The sequence below is a fragment of the Amycolatopsis magusensis genome (genome assembly GCF_017875555.1).
Classification (GTDB): Bacteria; Actinomycetota; Actinomycetes; order Mycobacteriales; family Pseudonocardiaceae; genus Amycolatopsis; species Amycolatopsis magusensis.
The window spans coordinates 2,708,895-2,727,270 of sequence record NZ_JAGGMS010000001.1 but is presented as its reverse complement, the minus strand read 5'-3'; the positions used below and the strand labels follow the sequence as shown (position 1 = coordinate 2,727,270).

At 69.8% G+C, this 18,376-nt stretch carries 13 protein-coding genes; 4 read left to right on the top strand and 9 right to left on the bottom strand.

Annotated features, from left to right (window positions below; all coding sequences use genetic code 11):
* Positions 1-155: 155 nt before the first annotated feature.
* Positions 156-761, top strand: a complete 606-nt coding sequence (locus JOM49_RS12710; RefSeq protein WP_282772790.1) for a response regulator transcription factor — start codon at positions 156-158, stop codon at positions 759-761.
* A 210-nt stretch (positions 762-971) separates the two neighbouring features.
* Here the strand turns inward: JOM49_RS12710 and JOM49_RS12705 are convergent, their stop codons facing one another.
* From JOM49_RS12705 to JOM49_RS12685, 5 genes are all read right to left on the bottom strand, one after another.
* Complete coding sequence (locus JOM49_RS12705) at positions 972-2,951, bottom strand: sensor histidine kinase (protein ID WP_209664497.1); 1,980 nt, start codon at positions 2,949-2,951, stop codon at positions 972-974.
* A gap of 15 nt (positions 2,952-2,966) precedes the next feature.
* Positions 2,967-4,202, bottom strand: coding sequence for a sensor histidine kinase (locus JOM49_RS44045; protein ID WP_209664496.1), 1,236 nt, complete (start codon positions 4,200-4,202; stop codon positions 2,967-2,969).
* Positions 4,203-4,305: 103 nt separating this feature from the next.
* Complete coding sequence (locus JOM49_RS12695) at positions 4,306-5,748, bottom strand: SagB family peptide dehydrogenase (protein WP_245369311.1); 1,443 nt, start codon at positions 5,746-5,748, stop codon at positions 4,306-4,308.
* A gap of 29 nt (positions 5,749-5,777) precedes the next feature.
* The gene (locus JOM49_RS12690; RefSeq protein ID WP_209664495.1) at positions 5,778-8,033 is read right to left on the bottom strand and encodes a TOMM precursor leader peptide-binding protein; all 2,256 of its coding nucleotides are present in this window, start codon (positions 8,031-8,033) and stop codon (positions 5,778-5,780) included.
* Positions 8,033-8,191: a hypothetical protein gene (locus JOM49_RS12685; protein ID WP_209664494.1), complete on the bottom strand. Its 159-nt coding sequence runs from the start codon at positions 8,189-8,191 to the stop codon at positions 8,033-8,035. The genes JOM49_RS12690 and JOM49_RS12685 overlap by 1 nt, the downstream gene beginning before the upstream one ends.
* A 267-nt stretch (positions 8,192-8,458) precedes the next feature.
* Between JOM49_RS12685 and JOM49_RS12680 the strand changes: the two genes are divergently transcribed.
* The gene (locus JOM49_RS12680; protein ID WP_245370279.1) at positions 8,459-9,277 is read left to right on the top strand and encodes an AfsR/SARP family transcriptional regulator; all 819 of its coding nucleotides are present in this window, start codon (positions 8,459-8,461) and stop codon (positions 9,275-9,277) included.
* A gap of 208 nt (positions 9,278-9,485) precedes the next feature.
* On the top strand, positions 9,486-10,166 hold the full coding sequence (locus tag JOM49_RS12675; protein WP_209664492.1) for a winged helix-turn-helix transcriptional regulator: 681 nt from the start codon (positions 9,486-9,488) through the stop codon (positions 10,164-10,166).
* Positions 10,167-10,812: 646 nt separating this feature from the next.
* Here the strand turns inward: JOM49_RS12675 and epsC are convergent.
* The 3 genes from epsC to JOM49_RS12660 form a co-directional block, all read right to left on the bottom strand.
* The gene (gene epsC, locus JOM49_RS12670; protein WP_209664491.1) at positions 10,813-11,409 is read right to left on the bottom strand and encodes a serine O-acetyltransferase EpsC; all 597 of its coding nucleotides are present in this window, start codon (positions 11,407-11,409) and stop codon (positions 10,813-10,815) included.
* On the bottom strand, positions 11,409-13,205 hold the full coding sequence (asnB, locus tag JOM49_RS12665; protein WP_209664490.1) for an asparagine synthase (glutamine-hydrolyzing): 1,797 nt from the start codon (positions 13,203-13,205) through the stop codon (positions 11,409-11,411). The genes epsC and asnB overlap by 1 nt, the downstream gene beginning before the upstream one ends.
* Before the next feature lie 89 nt (positions 13,206-13,294).
* The gene (locus JOM49_RS12660) at positions 13,295-14,293 is read right to left on the bottom strand and encodes a CobW family GTP-binding protein (protein ID WP_209664489.1); all 999 of its coding nucleotides are present in this window, start codon (positions 14,291-14,293) and stop codon (positions 13,295-13,297) included.
* Between the two features lie 377 nt (positions 14,294-14,670).
* Here JOM49_RS12660 and ahcY point away from each other — a divergent pair, with 377 nt between their 5' ends.
* Positions 14,671-16,131, top strand: a complete 1,461-nt coding sequence (ahcY, locus tag JOM49_RS12655) for an adenosylhomocysteinase (RefSeq protein ID WP_209664488.1) — start codon at positions 14,671-14,673, stop codon at positions 16,129-16,131.
* Here ahcY and JOM49_RS12650 read toward each other — a convergent pair.
* Complete coding sequence (locus JOM49_RS12650; RefSeq protein ID WP_209664487.1) at positions 16,125-18,260, bottom strand: molybdopterin oxidoreductase family protein; 2,136 nt, start codon at positions 18,258-18,260, stop codon at positions 16,125-16,127. The genes ahcY and JOM49_RS12650 overlap by 7 nt on opposite strands.
* Between the last annotated feature and the right edge of the window lie 116 nt (positions 18,261-18,376).

The window sequence follows — 18,376 nt, the reverse complement described above, 5'->3', positions numbered from 1 at the left end:
CCGAGACCCAATGGGGTTGCACATAGTCAGATCGGGTGGGAAATAGTGCACCCTCGGTATAACAACTGCCGGACTTTTTTCTCGTTCGCGGGACACGGAGAACACCGATGAGCGATTATTCTGAGGGGGCGATTACGTCGAGCGAAAGGCGCGAAGTGATCAATGTTCTACTGGCCGAGGACATGCACATGCTGCGCGGCGCCCTCGTGGCCCTGCTGAACCTCGAGGCCGACATCACCGTGGTCGCCGAAGTGGCATCCGGCGACGAGATCCTGCCCGCCGCGCAGAAGCACCAGCCCGACGTGGCCATCATCGACATCGACCTGCCCGGCAAGGACGGCCTGACCGCCGCCACCGAGCTGCACGCCAGCCTGCCGGACTGCCGGACCCTGATCCTGACCAGCCTGGGCAGGCCGGGCACGGTGCGCCGGGCACTGGACGCCCGGGTCAACGGGTTCATGCTCAAGGACGCGCCCTCGAAGAAGCTCGCCAACGCCGTGCGCCAGGTGGCCGTCGGCAGGCGCGTGATCGACAGCGAACTCGCGCTGGCGGCGTGGGACACCGAGGACTGCCCGCTGGCCGCGAGGGAGATCGAGATCCTCCGGCTGGCCGCCGCCGGTCAGAACGTGGCGGACATCGCGGCACAGTTGTTTCTTTCTCCCGGGACCGTGCGTAACTACCTGACTACCGTGGTGACCAAACTCAATGCCCGCAATCGGGTCGACGCCATCCGGATCGCCAAGGAAAACGACTGGCTGTGATCATCGGGCGCATTACCTGAATGGCGACGGCACAAATACCGGCGGTGGCATTCGCGACGATGACAATCATCATCGGCACGCCGTTTTCCCCAGTGGAACATACCGGCGGGTAGGCACCTTCGGCGGACGCCGTACGCGATTCGGCCTTTCGGCTGACAGCGCCCCGAGATTCACCCACATGAACTCTTGCGCGGCTCCCGAATGCCTATCTCAGCTACCTGAAGTGGCCACTTCGACCTCGGGACGCTCCACCGCATGCGAAAGCCCCTGCCTGCGGCCGGCCGCCATCCGCACGTCCGCCAGTCCGCGCCGGGACAGCACCAGCACGTCTTCCAATTCCTGACGGGTCCGCTCGGGGAATTCGGGCAGCAGCCGGTTCGCCAATTCGGTCTTCAACGTGATCGCCGACAGGCTCAGGCCGAGCAGGTCGTGCACGTCGCGGGAGAAGCGCAGCCGCTCCTCGGCCACCGCCATCCGGCTCAGCTCGTGCCGGGCACCGTGCAGGTCACCGACCAGCCGCACCAGCCGCGACAGGCCGAACACGACCAGCGTGGTGATCAGGTTGCCCACCACCACGAACAGCACCGAGTACCAGGTGCTGATCCCGGTCAGCCCGGCGAACAGTTCGAGCGCCCCGATCGCGACCACCGCCACCGAGGCCAGCGGCACCGCCGCGAACGTGGGCAGCAGCACCAGCGCGCTTCCGGCGAACAAGCCGGCCAGGCCGTGCCACAGCGCCCCGAAGTGCAGGATCGGGAGGAACACCAGCGCCGCCTGCGCCAGCAGCACGAGCGTGGTCCGCACCGGCGTCCGCGTCGCGCCCGGCCGGGAGACGTAACCGAACTGCAGACCGGCCAGCAGGCCGACGAAGGTCGCGCTCAGCAGCCCCGGCCAGACGGCGCCGGCGGTGACGGCGATCCCGACGCTGGTGTTCACCGCCATGGCGCTGAGCACCGCGGCGAGGATCGCGGTGGCCATCTTCGGCGCGATGCCGGGCCGCCGGAGGCGCTGCACGGCGATCCGCTCGCCGGGTTCGTCGCCGCGCGCGAGAAGCGCGGACACCGGCACGTCCACCCGCAGCCGGTACCGTCCGTCCACTGAGGACGTGGTCAGCGCACCGTCCACCTGCGAGACCCGGTGCGAGAGGTTGCGGAGGCCGTTGCCCGCGCCCGGCGAGGTGTCGGCGCCTTCCCCGGTGACCCCGTCGTTCGTGATGACCAGCCGGATGACCTCGCCGACCTCGTGCACGGAGATCTCGCAGTACCGGGCGACGCTGTGCCGCAGCACGTTCGTCACGCCTTCGCGCAACACCGTCGCCAGCACCGTGCCCACCCGCTCGTCCAGTTCCCGGTGTTCCCGCGAGATCCGCACGTTGACCTCGGCCGCCGACAACGCGGACTGCGCTTGATCGCACTCCTCGTCGAAGGACAGCCGCCGATCCCCGCCTGCCACCATCCGCACGTCCGCCATCGCGCGACGGGAGATCGCCAGCACGTCCTCGAGTTCCGCGCGCGCCCGCTCGGGTTGCTCGGCCAGCAGCCGGTTCGTCAGCTCGGTCTTCAACGTGATCGCCGACAGGCTCATCCCCAGCAGGTCGTGCACGTCACGGGAGAAGCGCAGCCGCTCCTCGGCCACCGCCATCCGGCTCAGCTCGTGCCGTGCCCCGTGCAGGTCGCCGACCAGCCGCGCCAGCCGGGTGAGGCCGTAGGTGATCATCGCGGTCAGCAGGGTGGCGACCATCGCGCTGGTCACCGCCCACGGCGCCGGGACCAGGCCCGAACCGCGGGTGAATTCGAGGAAGCCGACCGCCGCCACCACCCCGGCCAGCACCGGCCAGGCCGCCACCGCCGGGAGCAGCAACAGCACACTGCCCAGGAACACCCCGGTGAACCCGTGCCAGCGCGGGCCGAACTCGAGGCTCGGGAAGCCGACCAGCAGCGCCTGTCCCGAGAGGACCAGCGCCGACCGCCGCCTGGTCCACGCCACGCCGGGCCGGGAAACGTAGCCGAGCTGCAGCGCGGTCATCGCGAGCACGCACAGGACGCAGAAGAGGACGTCGAGCGGGGTGCCGATCCGGAAGACGACGCCGAGCGTGGCGTTGACCGAGAACCCGGCCAGTACCAGCGCGAGGATGCCGTAGGCGTAGCGCGCGCCGAGGTCGCCCCGCTCGATGCGGGGTACCGCTGCCATCGGGTGGGCCCGTGGTCAGTGCGCCGCGGCGGCGGCGAGCGGGACGTCGGCTCGCAGGCGGTACCGCCCGTCCGGCTCGGTTTCCACGGTCAACTCCCCGCCGAGCCGCGAAACCCGGTGCGACAGGTTGCGGATGCCGTTGCCCGCGTTGGGCGCCGGCGCGGAGCCGTTCACCGAAACCCCGTCGTTCGCGATCACCAGGCGCATCGACCCGTCGACCTCGTGCACCGAGATCTCGCACCACTCCGCGTCGCTGTGCCGCAGCACGTTCGTCACGCCTTCACGCAGCACCGTCGCCAGCACCGTGCCCACCGGACCGTCCAGCTCCCGATCGTCGCGCTCGATCTTCACCTCGACCTCGGCCGCGGACAACGCCGACTTCGCCTGGCGGCACTCCTCGTCGAGGGACAGCGCGCGTTTGCCGCTGGCCACCATCCGCACGTCCGCCAGCGCCCGCCGGGACATCACCAGCATGTCCTCGAGTTCCTTGCGCGCCCGGTCCGGGTGCTCGGTCAGCAGCCGGTTCGTCAGCTCGGTCTTCAACGTGATCGCCGACAGGCTCAGGCCGAGCAGGTCGTGCACGTCGCGGGAGAAGCGCAGCCGCTCCTCGGCCACCGCCATCCGGCTCAGCTCGTGCCGCGCCGCGTGCAGGTCGCTGACCAGTTTGACCAGCCGCGACAACCCGTAGATCACCAGCGCGGTGATCATCGTGGACACCACGATGTAGGTGACCGCGTACACCGGGCCGACGATGTTGGCGCCCCTGGTCAGCTCGAAGAACACGATCATGCCGAGCACGAGCACCACGGTCGGCCACGCCACCAGAGCCGGGAGCAGCACCAGCACACTGCCGGCGAGCAGCCCGGTGAACCCGTGCCAGCGCGGGCCCAGCTCGAAGATCGGCGCCCAGACCAGCACCGCCTGCGCCACCAGCACCACCGCCGTCCGCAGCGGTGTCTTGCGCGCCGACGGCCGGGAGACGTAGGTGAGCTGCAGCGCGACCAACGCGAGCACGCACGAGATGCTGATCGCGATCGGCCAGAAGGTCCCGGTCTGGAAGATGATGCCGATGGTCGCGTTGAGCGCGATCCCGGCCAGCACCGAGACCAGGATCGAGTTGGCGACCTTCGGCGCGATGTCCGGCAGCCAGATCGTCGCCTGGCCGGATTTCCCCGGGCGATCGGCTTCCGGTTCCTCGCCCACGCTCTCGCCGATGGCGCTGGACCGGGCGGATCCACTTGCGATGCTCACCGTGAACTCCCCTCGTGACCAGCGGCGGCGTACGCGCCGAAAGCCCTGCCGAGGCTACCCAGCGGCATTCTCGGCGAGCAACCACGTAGGGGTCGGGGGCCACTCATGTGAGTGCGTCCAGCACGCATTCCCCTACCCCGATCTCCGCGGGCCAGTCGAGCCCCAGCACCCGGTCCACGGTGTCGCTGGCGTCGACCGGGACCGCGTGCGCGGCCAGCCCCATCGCCTTGGCGCACAGGTAAAGCGTCTGCTGCAGCGCGCCCACGTGCATCAGCGTCACCGCGTACGCGGCGCCACCGAGCACCCAGGCGGTCCGTTCCATGCGGGCGGTCACCGAGATCATCGCGGCCGGCCGCCGCATGCTGCCCGCCGCGACCTTGGCCAGATCCAGCATCGCGGCGAGGTGACCGGGGTCGTCGTCGATCAGCGTGAGCGCGTGGCCGTCCGGGTCGTAGTGGTAGATGGCGCGCGGCAGGCCCGCGCACCGGTCGATGCTCAAGTACAGCTCGAGTTCGTAGAGGCAGGCGATGGCGAAGTACGGGCGTTGCGTCGCGTCGTGCCCCGGCGGGATCGGCGGGTGGGCCGGACCGGCGGACCGGATGCGCGCGCTGCGGAACAACAACTCGCCCAGTTGCTCGCGGGTGAGGTCCACCGGCGAGAACTTCGGGCACTCGTGGTCGTTCTCCAGCAGCTCGGTCAGCGACGGCGAAGCGCCGCCCAGATCCGGGGCGCTCAGCGGGAAGCGCTCGCCGTCCGGCGCCGGCTTGGTCAGCGGCGGGGGGTTTTCGGTCGCCTGCTGGTAGGCCGCTTCGGAGACGATCTCCCCGCGGCGGCTGCGGCTGTGCGTGTGGAACAACAGCTCGTGGTGCGACCAGTGCCTCAGCGCGGCGTCGGCGTCCTCGGCGAAGTGCTCCTCGTCGTCACCGGAGAGCACCACGCCCGCGGCGGTGAGGAAGGCGACCACATCGGCGACCACGTGCTCAGGCACGCCGGTCGACCCGGCCAGTGCCTCGACCGTCGCCGGGGCGGCGAGCGAAGAGGCGATCCGGACCGCCTGCGGCTGGCTGAGCACCACCCGGAACTCCGCGCGCGGCGACTCCAGCAGCAGATCACCGTCCTCCGGGCGCAACACGGCGAAACGGGAGAGCCGGTTCAGCACCCGGGGCCCGACCTCGGTCAGCCGGAAGGCGGGCGAGGCCACCACCGGGACCACCGAGAGCAGCGGGCGCTGCCCGTCGGCCAGGCCGAGCGAGTGCACCACCGAACCGCTGACCTGGTCCAGCACCCGCTCCAGCCCGGCGAGGTCGTGCAGCTTCCGCGCCGGACCGGCCTTGCGCGCGGTCACCACGTTCTGCAGGGACACCGGGCCCAGGCCCATCCGGCGCAGCGACTCGATGGCGAAGGCGCCCGCGCTCTCCACGTTCAGCTCGCCCCACCTGGTGACGACGTTCAGCGAGCCGGCTTCGTCACCCTCTTCGACCAGTGCGTCCTCGCTGAGCGACCACAGCCGGACCGTGGTCATGACGTCGTCCGATGTCGAAATCAACTCCGGCTCCTGCCCGCTCGGGGATCCGTTCACAGAAAGAGTGGCATGGGATTGAGCTGGTGATAAGGCGTCGGCGCGGAAAGCCTGCCCAGGCGGACCGGGACGTCGAACAGGCGGCCGGGGGCGAACCGGGCCCAGAAGTGCCGGATGCCCGGGATGACCACCTTGACCACCGGCAGGCCGATGTCCGGGCGGGTCTGGTCGAGCACCAGCAGCTCCAGGCCGCGCTCGGCCAGCAGGGCGGCGAGCGCGTCCACGTCCTCCCGCACGTCCTCCCGCGGCACGTAACCGAAGTCGGCGGGACCGCGGGCGGGCACGGTCTCGTCGGGTCGCAGGTAGGGCTGGTTCGCCACGGTGGCGCCACCCAGCCACGCCGCCGCGTCCGGGTCCTCGGGCTGGAAGCTGTCGTCCAGGCCGCCCGGCAGCAGCTGGTTCAGCTCGGTGAGCGCCCGGCGCAGGGCGGTGCGGGGGTCGAGGTGCGCGCCGAAACCGAGCATGATGCGCTCGCCCGGCCGGTCGATGCGGCGCGAGACGGCCACCATCACCGGGGTGCCGAGGTCGGCGGTCGCGTCGAGGACCCAGACCTCGCGGCCCAGGCGGGCGTAGTGCTCCCGCAGCTCGGTCAGCCACGGCTCGGCGAAGGCGTCGAGGTCGACCTCGGGCAGGCGCAGGCGGTTGTACCACCAGATCGCCACCGCGTCGCGTTCCACCAGTTCGAGGGTGCCCTGCAGGATCGCGTCCTCCAGGCTGCTGCCCGCGGCGTTGCCGTTGGAGTCGGCCGAGAGCGACCGGTTCGGCGGCGCGCCGAAGTAGAGCATCGCGGTGGGCAGCATCCGGTGCCTGCCCTCGGTGATGGACCACAGCGGGGTCCAGTCGGTGACCTCGTCCTCGTCGAACGGCTCGCCGACGTGGTTGAACGGGGAGCGCCGCGGGTTCCAGCTCTCGCGGGTGGCGTACTGCCGCTCGTCGAAGAGCAGGCAGTCGTTCGGGTGCATGGCCAGCTCGCCCAGCGCGCGGAAGCTGGCGCGGATGCGGAACTCGTCGCCCTGGAAGGTGCCGGAGAAGCGTTCGATCGCCTCGCACAGCGCGCCGACCTCGGCGTCCAGCGGGGTGAGCCCCTTGCCGCCGTTCTCCGAGCGCAGGTTCGCCCGGAAGGCGTTCAGGCCGGTGACGTTGCGCGAGACGTTCACGCCGGAGCGGTAGGCGTTGATGAACGCGGGCACGTTGGGGTCCTGCTTGATCTCCTTGATGATCCCGGTGACCGGGCTGACCAGGTGCCGGTAGCGGTCGAGCACCTGGGCCGGCATCAGGGTGCGGTGCCCGCCGCCGGACGAAGAAGCCTTGCGCGCCGGGTTCAGCTGCACCGGCTTGCAGGCCCGAGAAGTGAACAGGGCGGCGTCACCGCAGTTCGCGCACTGCGGCCGGGCCCGCAGTTCGTGCCTGCTGCCCTCGAAGTCCTGGGTGTCGAAGGTCCACACCGAACGCTGCCCGGGGTAGCGGTGCCCGGCCAGCCACTTGGTGACCTCCAGCGCGATCAGGTGCCCGGCCGCGGCGGCCAGCGGCGGCAGCGACGGCACCGGCCGGGACGCGGGCCCCTGCCTGCCGAGCGAGGCCTGCACGCAGGCTTCGGCGTGGCGGTGCCCCCAGAGCCGGTTCGACAGGCAGTGCCAGCAACCCGGCTGGTCCGCCTCGAAGAACGGCCCGAGCCAGACCCGGGTGCCTGCCGGTTTGGCCAGCAGCCACGGTTTCCCCATCGCGCGCTGGGCCGCGTCCACCGCCGCGAGGCCGGGGTCGAGGTAGTCCTCGCAGATCACCACGGTCAGGTCGGCGGTGGCGCTCGGTCCGGAGTGGACGTCCACTCCGGTCTCCCGCAGCGCCTTCTCCACCTGGGCGAGGCCGGTGGTCGCGTTGACCCCGACCAGCGCCACCGTGGCGACCGCGGCGCGGGCGGCGTCCGCGGCAGCCACTCCGCAGGCGTCCCAGTACGCCTGCGCTTGTTCGTCCACTTCGGAGTCCTCCGGCGTGCGGAGGCTGACCAGCCCGGCGTCGACCAGCTGGCCGATCAGGTTCGTCACCTGGTCCGCGTCCATGCCGCCGGGCTGGGCGCGGAGCAGGTCGCCGAAGTCGTGGTTCCCGTCGAGCAGTGCCGCGAGCGAAGCGATCCGGGCCCCGCGCAGTGCGGTGACCCCGTGCTCCGAGAACAGGTAGGCGCCCTCGCCCTCGTTCACCTCGGCACGCAGGTGGCTTTTGAAGACCGGGACTCTCGCCGCGACACCGCCGTCCATCAGGCGGCTTCCGGGAAGGTGGTCGTCGGGTTGCCGGAGGTCCAGCACTGGGTGGGCACCAGTGCCAGGCCCGCCTGGTTGTGCCACTGGTCGAAGCGGTCGATCACCAGCACGACGTTGTCCTCGCGGGGCAGCTCGACCACGTTCAGCTTGTCCATCTCATCCTCCGATTTGCGGGGTGTTCGGGGTGATGGGAGAATCCTCCGTCGATTACCGGTCGCACTTCCAGTGCCGCCCACATGGGTCCGACATGTGTTTCTCACATGGGCCCCGGCCATATTCACGTCACGATCGGTGCCCCTCTCACTGCCGCTGACCAGGGCATTTCTGTCAATCTTCGAGAAACGCACGACTCTCGCCGGAGGAGCACGGACGCACTGGGGAGCAGTCGGTTCACGCGGAGAAGTCGACTGGGAGGGAACGTGTTGGTTTCCGAAGTTCCGGCCGGGAGTGGCAGCCCCGGCGGCACGGCCGAAAGCGCGGTGACGTTCACCCTTCTCGGCCCGCTCGAAGTGCTCAAGGACGGTATCGACCACGCGCCGACGGCGCCCAAGATCCTGCAGCTGATGGCGATGCTGCTGATGCGGCCCGGCAAGGTCGTGCAGATCGAGTCCATCATCGCCGAACTGTGGGCGAACAAGCCACCGCGCAGCGTGCGCACCACCATGCAGACCTACGTCTACCAGGTGCGCCGCTGCATCGAGCAGAACGGGCTGGCGGCCGACCCCGAGTCGATGCTCGCCACCAAGCCGCCGGGGTACGTCTTCCGCATCGACCCCGCGCAGGTCGACGTGTACGAGTTCCAGCAGCTGTGCCGTCGCGGCCGCGACGAGATGGAGGCGCGGCGCTTCGGCGACGCGGCCCGCTCGTTCCGCGGCGCGCTCGGCCTCTGGTCCGGGCCACCGCTGGCCAACGTCAACTGCGGTTCGGTGCTCGCCGCCTACGCGGTCGACCTGCAGGAACAGCGCCGGGCGGCGCAGCACCTGCGGATCGAGGCCGAGATCGAGGCCGGCATGCACCGGGAGCTCGTCGGTGAGCTGCGGTCGCTGGTCACCTCGAACCCGCTCGACGAAGGCCTGCACGGGCAGCTCATGCGGGTGCTGGGGCGCAGCGGCAGGCGGTCCGACGCGATGGCCACCTACCGGCAGCTGCGCACGCGGCTGACCACGGAGCTGGGCGTGGAGCCCTGCGACGAACTGCAGGTGCTGCACCACGAACTGCTTTCGGCCGGAGACCCCTCCTGATGCGTTACCTGCTCACCGGGAAAGCCACGGAGAGGGTAAAGCGTTTTCGCAGTGTGTCAATTCGGGCACGAGCACCGTGTGCAGGTGCTCGTTCGGGTGTCGAGCGGATTTCGAGCCGGACAACAGACTCTGGAACCCAGCTGTGGCGCGACTGCCCGATCATCTCCGTCCAACCGAGGTCTCAACCAGACGAAAATGGGGATACACGATGAGTCGAAAGTACGGACAGTTCTGCGGCCTGGCACGTGCCATGGAGATGGTGGGCGAGCGCTGGGGCATGCTCGTGGTCCGGGATCTGCTGCTCGGGCCGAAGCGGTTCACCGACCTGCGCGCCGGGTTGCCGCGCATCCCGTCGAGCATCCTCTCGGCGCGGCTGAACGAGCTGGAGGAAGCCGGCGTGGTCCGGCGGCGCGTGCTGCCGCAGCTGGACGCCTCGGTGGTCTACGAGCTCACCGAGTACGGCGCCGAGCTGGAGGCCGTCGTGCTGACGCTGGGCCTGTGGGGCGCCCGGTCGCTCGGCACGCCGGGTGAGGAGGACGTGTTCACCCTGGACACCGCGATCCTGTCGCTGTACACCACGTTCCGGCCGGAGCTGGCGAGCAACGTGCGGGTCAGCTACGAGCTGCACTACGGCCCGGAGATGACGCTGCACGTGCTGATCGACGGCGAGGACCTGAAGGTCGGCGAAGGCCCGTACCCCGACGCCGACCTGACCGTCACCTGCTACGGCTCCATCAAGCCGGTGTTCGCCAAGGAGATCTCCCCGCGGGAGGCGCTGGACCAGGGCATCCTGAGCATCTCCGGCGACCCGGCCCTGTTCGAGCTGTTCGCCGACCTGTTCCACATCCCGTCCGCGCCGCGCAAGGTCGAAGGCCTCGCCGTCCGCTGACCCCCCGAGCCGGGGCCCGGCCCCACCGGACCCCGGCTCCCCACCCCCACGTTCACGCACCCGAACCCCACGTTCACGCACCCGAACCCCACGTTCACGCACCCGAACCCCACGTTCGCGAGCCCGAACTTCACGTTGGCGCACCCGAGTCCCACACTCGGCGCCGCCGAACCCCCACACCCGGGCCCCGAGTCCCGAGTCCCACGTTCGCGAAGCCGACATCCACACTCAGGCACCCGAGTCCTACGTCCAGACACCCGAACCCCACACTCAGGTTCTCGAGCCTGGCCTCCGGGCACACGAAAGCCCACGCTCGCGCTGGCGAGCCCCCGCTCGAGCCCCGAACCCAGGCAGCCGAAGCGCACACTCGTGAAGCCGAGTTCCACACTCAGGCAAGCGAACCCCACACTCAGGCGCCCGAGTTCAACACTCGAGCGATCACCTTCGGGCACGCGAACCCCACACTCGCGAAGGCTCCAACGTGGAACTCGGCTGCCTGGACGTAGCACTCAGCCGCGCGAACGCGAGGTTCGGCTGCCTGAACGTGGGGTTCGGGCGCGCGAACGTGGGGTTCGGGGGGGCGAATGCTATGAGTGGGGCATTACTTGCAATCAACGCAAGTAATGCCCCACTCCTAGCACTAGGGTCAGCTGGCGCGCGGTAGTTGTACGACGGTGGGTGTGTGCCGCTGCACCACATCCCCCGCAGGGGCCCGCACGTGGGCATCCGCGGGTACGTCCTGCAGCACGAGCGACTGCGCCCCGATGAGCGCGTTGTCCCCCACGGTGATCGGCCCCAGCAGGCTCGCGTTCGCGCCCACGGTGACCCCGTTCCCCAGTTGCGGGTGCCGCCGGCCGTCGGCGCGGCCGCGGTCCTGCCACCAGCCGTACGAACCCAGCGTCACCTGGTGGAACAGCGACACGTCGTCGCCGATGATCGCGGTTTCCCCGATCACCACGCCACAGCCGTGGTCGATGAAGAACCGCCGGCCGATGCGCGCGCCGGGGTGGATTTCGATGCCGCCGGTGAGCACGCGCGTGAGCATGCACACCGCGCGCGCCGACTTGAACCTTTCCTTGCGGTACAACCGATTGCCGACCCGATAGCCAGCCAGCGCGAGCACCGTCGGGTGCAGCAGCGCCTCGCTGCGCGAGCGGATCGACGGGTCCCGGTCGATGATGACGTCCAGCAGTTCCACGGTCGCGGCCGCCGCCCGGCGCAGCCGCCCGATCAGCCCCGCCATCAGCGGCCCCGCTTCGCGCCGAAGAACTGCTCCCGCCAGATTTCGTGCACCGCCAGCGCCCAGATGGTCAGCGCCGTGGTGTCCTCCGGCTCGGTCGCCTGCCGGGCGAACAGCCGGTCGACCGCGCTCGCGTCGACCTGCCCCGCCGCCTTGAGCCGCGAGCCGGCCAGCAGGTCCCTGGCGTACTCCCACAACGGCCAGCCGGGCGTGAGCATCGCGGTGATCGGCAGGGTGAACGGCTGCTTCGGCCGGTTCAGCACCTCGTCCGGCAGCAGTCCCGCGGCCGCCGCGTAGAGCGTCCGCTTGACGCCCGTGCCGTCGATGCGCTGCCGGTCGGTCAACGCCCGCCCGAGCGAGATCACCGAACGCTGGCAGAACGGCAACCGGGCCTCCACCGAACCGGACATGCTCAGGTGGTCCACCCGGCGCAGGTGGTAGGCGGGCAGCCGGTGCCCGAGCTCGAACTCGGTGATCCGGGCCAGCACCGAGCCCTCGCCGGTGGCCAGCTTGGCGGTCGCCTCGGCCGGGATGGCCGGGCCCGAGTCGGCCAGCGCGGCCCGGTAGTCGTCGGTGTACAGCTCGTACCGGGCAGCCGCCGGAAGCACGCCGAGCGCGTCGAGGTAGTTGTCGTACCAGGGTTTCTCGGTGGCGAAGGCCTGGGTCGCCGCCGCCATCCGGGAGTAGCCGCCGAACACCTCGTCGGCCGCGTCACCGGTCAGCGCGACCTTGAACCCGCTGTCCCGCACCGCGTTGAACAACGCGTAGGTGCTCAGCGTGATCGGGTCGGCGTTCGGCTGCCCGAGGTGCCAGACCACGTCGGCCAGCAGGTCCGGGAAGGTCGCCGGGTCGATCTCCACCTGGTGGTAGTTCGTGCCCGACCGTTCGGACACCTGGCGCGCGAAGCGGCGCTCGTCGGCGGGCCAGTTGCCCGTGTAGGCGATGTTGAACGTGTGCAGCTCGGCCTCGGTCTCGGCGGCCAGCGCGGTGACCAGGCTGGAGTCGAGACCGCCGGAGGTGATGGTGGCCACCGGCACGTCCGCGACGAGCAGCTGCCCGACCTCGTACCGCAGGCGCTCCTGCAGGTCCTGGGCCACGGCGGCGTCGTCCTCCGGCAGCACCTCGGTGATGTCGACGACGCCGCGGCGGTAGCTGCGCAGCCCGGAGTACTCGGTGCAGATCATCGTGGTCGACTGCGGCATGACCTTCACGCCGTCGAACATGGTCTGCTCACCGAACGGGGTCTTCGTGGCCAGGTAGGCGTCCAGCCCGGCGTCCCATTCGGACGGCGCCACCTCGCCGAAGCCCAGCAGCGCCGGCAGTTCCGAGGAGAAGTGCAGTGAGCGCGCCGCCGCGTTCCACCGGTAGTACAGCGGTTTCATGCCGATGTGGTCGGTCGCCAGCAGCAGCCGCGGTTCCGCGCCGCGCTGGTCGATCACCGCGATCGCGTACATGCCGTCGAGGTGGTCGACGAAGGCGTCCCCGTAGGCGTGGTACAGCGCGGGCAGCACGTTGCCGTCGCAGTGGTCGGCGAACCGGTAGCCCTTCGCGACGAGTTCCGCGCGCAGGCGCACGTGGTTGTAGATCTCGCCGTTGAACACGACCTTGATCGCGTCGAGTTCGTAGGGCTGCGCCCCGCCGTCGAGGTCGACGATCGCCAGGCGGTTGTTCCCGATCCCCCAGCCGCCGGCGCTCGCGGCACCGCGGCCGTCCGGGCCGCCGTGGTGTTGCAGGGCGGCGACCGTGCGCAACTCGTGCGGTGTCGCCTTCGCGTTGAAAAAACCGTAGATTCGGCACATGGGCTTTCGCTCTCCAGCCTCACAAGCGGCACGTCGATCACAAAGATCGCGTAAACCGCTCGATGCGGTGTCGAGCCCGGCTGAAGGCGCTATTCCTCCGGCAGGAAACGCAACACCGTGAGCATGGCCTGTGAATCCACCTTGGCCGGATCGGGTTCTTCGCAACCGCGCAACTGTTCGCGGATCCGCGCGCCGTCGATTCCGGCACCGATCAGCACCAGGCGCGTGGCCGGGCGTTCCCCTGACGCCCAGCCGGATCGGCGCAGTCGCAGGAAAGCACCGACGGTGTGCAGCGTGTACTTCTTGTCGTGCCCGGGAAGGCCGAGGTTCACCTCGCCCTTGATCCGGTAGATCCCGGCCGGCCGGTTTTCCAGGAATTCCATGAACCGCCGGGGGTGCAGCGGCACCTCGATCTCGAATTCGACGCTGTCGTAGGTGGCGTGCGCGTGCTGCGAATGGTCCTCTTCGGACAGATCGAGGAACGACAGCTGCCGCGCGTATTCCTCGCGCCGCTCGGGGAGTTCGAACAACAGCGACGGGTCGATGCGGCCGTGGTCCACCGCGAGCACCGGCACACCCTGCGCCAGTTCCTCGACGACCTCCCGCACGCCTTCGGTGCTCCGGTCGATCTTGTTGAGCACCACCAGGTCCGCTAGGCGCACGTGGTCGGCCAGTTCGGGGTGGCGCTCGCGGACGGCGGTGAACTCGGCACCGTCGACCACCTCGACCAGCCCGCCGTACTCGATGTGTTCGTCCTCACTCGAGAGCAGCAGCCGGATCAGCCCGCGCGGCTCGGCCAGCCCGCTCGCCTCGATCACGATCACGTCCAGGTCGGCACCGCTCAGCCGGGCCAGCATGCCGTCCAGGCCGCTCGCGTCCACCGCGCAGCACAGGCAGCCGTTGTTCAGCGAGACCATCGAGTCGACCTGCCCGGCCACGGCCATCGCGTCGATGCCGATGCTGCCGAAGTCGTTGACCACCACGCCGATGCGCGCGCCGGAACTGTTGTGCAGCAAGTGGTTGAGCAGGGTCGTCTTGCCGGCGCCGAGGAAACCGGCGACCAGCACCACCGGGATCTGCTTCCGCATCTCCTCACCCTACCGACGGCGTTGACAGCCCTCGCCGGGGCTGCAACCCTGGAGTCGGAGGCCGAGAGGCGCTGCGACGGACCACGGGTCCGCCACGCTCGGTCTTCGCGGGACGAACACAAGGGCGCCTCCGAATCCGGAGGTGCCCTTTTTGTTCGCCCGTTGAACTTCTGGCATGGCGAATCGCGAGGTCGCGCCGTTTGCTGGAGCAAGCGGCTCGTAGCCATCCGCAGCGCCGATTCGCTTGGTCCAGCGAACGGCTCCCAAGCGACCTCGCCGCCGTGCCGAAGGCGCGGCCGAATTACTGAGCGCACCGACGAACCATGCCGGTGCGGCGATGAATGCCGCCCGGAAACACCTTGCGGGAGAGACTCCGAATGAACGCGAAACTGCAGAAGGTGAACGGCCTCGAGTTCGCGGTGGCCGATCTGGCGCTGGCCGAAGCCGGCCGCCACCAGCTGCGCCTCGCCGAGCACGAAATGCCCGGCCTGATGGCGATCCGCGCCGAGTACGCCGGCTCGAAGCCGCTCAAGGGCGCCCGGATCGCCGGCTCGCTGCACATGACCGTGCAGACCGCCGTGCTGATCGAGACCCTGGTGGACCTCGGCGCCGAGGTGCGCTGGGTGTCCTGCAACATCTTCTCCACCCAGGACGAGGCCGCCGCCGCGGTGGTCGTCGGCCGCGACGGCACGCCGGAGCAGCCCACCGGCACCGCGGTGTTCGCCTGGAAGGGCGAGACGCTGGACGAGTACTGGTGGTGCACCGAGCAGCTGTTCACCTTCCCCGGCGGGCACGCGCCGAACATGCTGCTCGACGACGGTGGCGACGCCACGCTGCTGGTGCACCAGGGCGTGGAGTTCGAGGCGGCGGGCGCGGTCCCGCAGGCCACCGACGAGGACCCGGACGAGTACCGGATCGTCCTGCGCACCCTGCGCGACAGCCTCGCCGCCGACCCGCAGCGGTTCACCCGGATCGCCGCCGAGATCAAGGGCGTCACCGAAGAGACCACCAACGGCGTGAAGCGGCTCTACAAGCTGGCCGAAGAGGGCAAGCTGCTGTTCCCGGCGATCAACGTCAACGACTCGGTGACCAAGTCGAAGTTCGACAACAAGTACGGCATCCGGCACTCGCTGGCCGACGGCATCAACCGCGCGACCGACGTGATGCTCGGCGGCAAGCTCGCGGTGATCTGCGGGTACGGCGACGTGGGCAAGGGTGCCGCGGAATCGCTGCGCGGCCAGGGCGCGCGCGTGGTGGTCACCGAGGTCGACCCGATCTGCGCACTGCAGGCGTCGATGGAGGGGCTGGAGGTGGTGCGTCTGGAGGACGTGCTCGAGAAGGGCGACCTCTTCATCACCACCACCGGCAACCTGGACATCATCATGGCCGCCGACATGGCGCGGATGAAGCACAACGCCATCGTCGGCAACGTCGGACACTTCGACAACGAGATCGACATGGCCGGGCTGGCGAAGGTGCCGGGCATCCGCAAGGTGGAGATCAAGCCGCAGGTGCACGAGTGGGTCTTCCCCGACGGCCACGCGATCATCGTGTTGTCCGAGGGCCGCCTGATGAACCTCGGCAACGCCACCGGGCACCCGAGCTTCGTGATGTCGAACTCGTTCAGCAACCAGGCGATCGCGCAGATCGAGCTGTTCACCAAGCCGGACGAGTACGCCATCGACGTCTACCGGCTGCCCAAGCACCTCGACGAGAAGGTCGCGCGGCTGCACCTCGACGCGCTCGGCGTGCGGCTGACCGAGCTCACCAAGAAGCAGGCCGAGTACATCGGCGTGGATGTGGCCGGCCCGTACAAGGCCGACCACTACCGCTACTGACCCACCGGGGTGAGGCTCACCGGGACGCCGTTGAACACGGCGTTCCCGGAGAGCACGTCCACCACCCGCTCGTCGGTCAGCGTGTTCGCGTTCACGCCGGGATCGGTGGTCGCGACGCGCTGGCCGCGGCCGGTGTGGCCCCAGCCGTGGGGCAGGCTGACCACGCCGGGCATGATCCCGTCGTTCGGCTCGACCGGCACCACCAGCTCACCGGCCGATGACCTGATCACCGCCTGCTCCCCGAGGCCCAGGCGCTCGGCGTCGGCCGGGTTGATGTGCAGCGTGCACTGGTTGCTGCCGCCGCGCAGGCCGGGCACGTTGTGCAGCCAGCTGTTGTTGGACCGCAGCTGACGCCGCCCGATCAGCAGGAACTCCGGCGCCGGTTCGGCCAGCCGGGACCGCAGGCGCACGAGGTCGCCGGTGATCTCCGGCGGGCTCAGCTCGACACGGCCGGACGGGGTGCAGATCAGCTCCTTGACCCGCGGCTCCAGCGGGCCGAGGTCGATGCCGTGGGGGTTCTCGCGCAGCTTCCGCAGGGAAAGTCCGTACGGGCCGAGTTGCAGCATCGCGTCCAGCATCAGTTCGGGACCGCTGTCGCCGGTGAGCCCGGCGCGCATCTCCTCGGACCCGCCGGTCAGCTGGCCGACGATCATTTCGTCGAGCACCGAGGCCGGGGTGCTCGCGGGCTGCCCGGACACGATCAGCGTGAGCTTCGCCATGATCTCGGCTTCGGAGAGCTGGTCGTCCTCCAGCGGCAGGATCGCGGGCGAGAAGCGGGTGTAGTTCCGCACGGTCACCGTGAGCAGCAGGAAGTCGTAGTGCGGCATCTGCAGCATGCGCGGCGGCGGCAGGATCACGTTGGCGTGCTTGGTGGTCTCGTTGAGGTACGGGTCCACGCAGACCATGAAGTCCAGCTCCGGCAGCACCTTGTCCAGGCGCGGGCCGTTCGGCGCGGAGAGCACCAGGTTGCCCGCGATCGAGATGAGCGCCTTGACCTGGCCCTCCCCCGGCGTCTCGATCTCGTCGGCGAGCGTGGCGACCGGCAGCTCACCGAGCGCTTCGGGTAGCCCGCGCACGCGGCTGTGGAAGTTGCCGGTGGTGAACGCCTGGCCGGTGCGGAAGACCTCCAGCGCGGCGGTGCGCGTGAACATCACGCCGCCGGGGCGGTCGAAGTTGCCGGTCAGGATGTTGACCAGGTCGACCAGCCACTGGGTGAGCGTGCCGAACTCCGAGGTGCAGGTGCCGATGCGGGTGTAGACGGCGGCGGTCGGCGCGGCGGCCAGTTCGCGGGCGGTGCGCGCGATGTCGTCGGCGTCGATACCGCAGATCGGCGAGACGGCGGCCGGGGTGAACTCGGCAGTCAGCTCACGCAGCTCGTCGAGGCCGTTGACGTCCAGGGTGACCGTGTCGAGGTTCTCGGCGAGCAGGGTGTGGACGATGCCGAGCAGGAAGAAGGCGTCGGTGCTGGGCCGGATGAACAGGTGCTCGTCGGCGAACTTCGCGGTGCGCGTGCGGCGCGGGTCGACCACGGTGATCTTGCCGCCGCGGCGGCGCAGCGCCTTGAGCCGGCGCGGGAAGTCGGGGGCGGCGCAGAGCGAGCCGTGCGACTCCAGCGGGTTCGCGCCGATCACCAGCAGGTGGTCGGTGCGGTCCACGTCGGGCACCGCGATCGCCATCGGGTCGCCGAAGAGGTACCCGCTGGCCACGTGCTTGGGCATCTGGTCGATGGTGCCCGCCGAGTAGACGTTGCGGCTGCCCAGCGACTGGGTCAGCGGCACCCGGTACATGAACCCGGCCATGGTGTGGAAGGTCGGGTTGCCGAAGTAGACCGACAGCGCCTCGCGCCCGTGCCGCTCGACCACCCCGGTCAGGCCGCGCTCCACCTCGGCGAACGCCTCGTCCCAGCTGACCTCGTGCCAGGTGTCGCCCCGCCGGACCATCGGGTGCCGCAGGCGGTCCGGGTCCTCGTCGAGCTGGCCGAAGCTGGCGCCCTTGGGGCAGACGTACCCCTGCGAGAACGGGTCGTCCGGATCGCCCTTGACCGAGGTCACCCGGTTGTCGTCGTCCAGCGTGAGCCGGAGGCCGCAGACGGCGTCACAGATGGAACAGGTCCGGTGCGCGGTTCTCATCGCCTACTCCCAGGGGTGGTGGTCCTTGCATCATTGCCCGGGGTGGCGGGCCGGGGTTCCTCTCGACTGCGGTCTTGGCCCGGCTGGCGCGATCATGAAGGTTTCCTCATCATCGC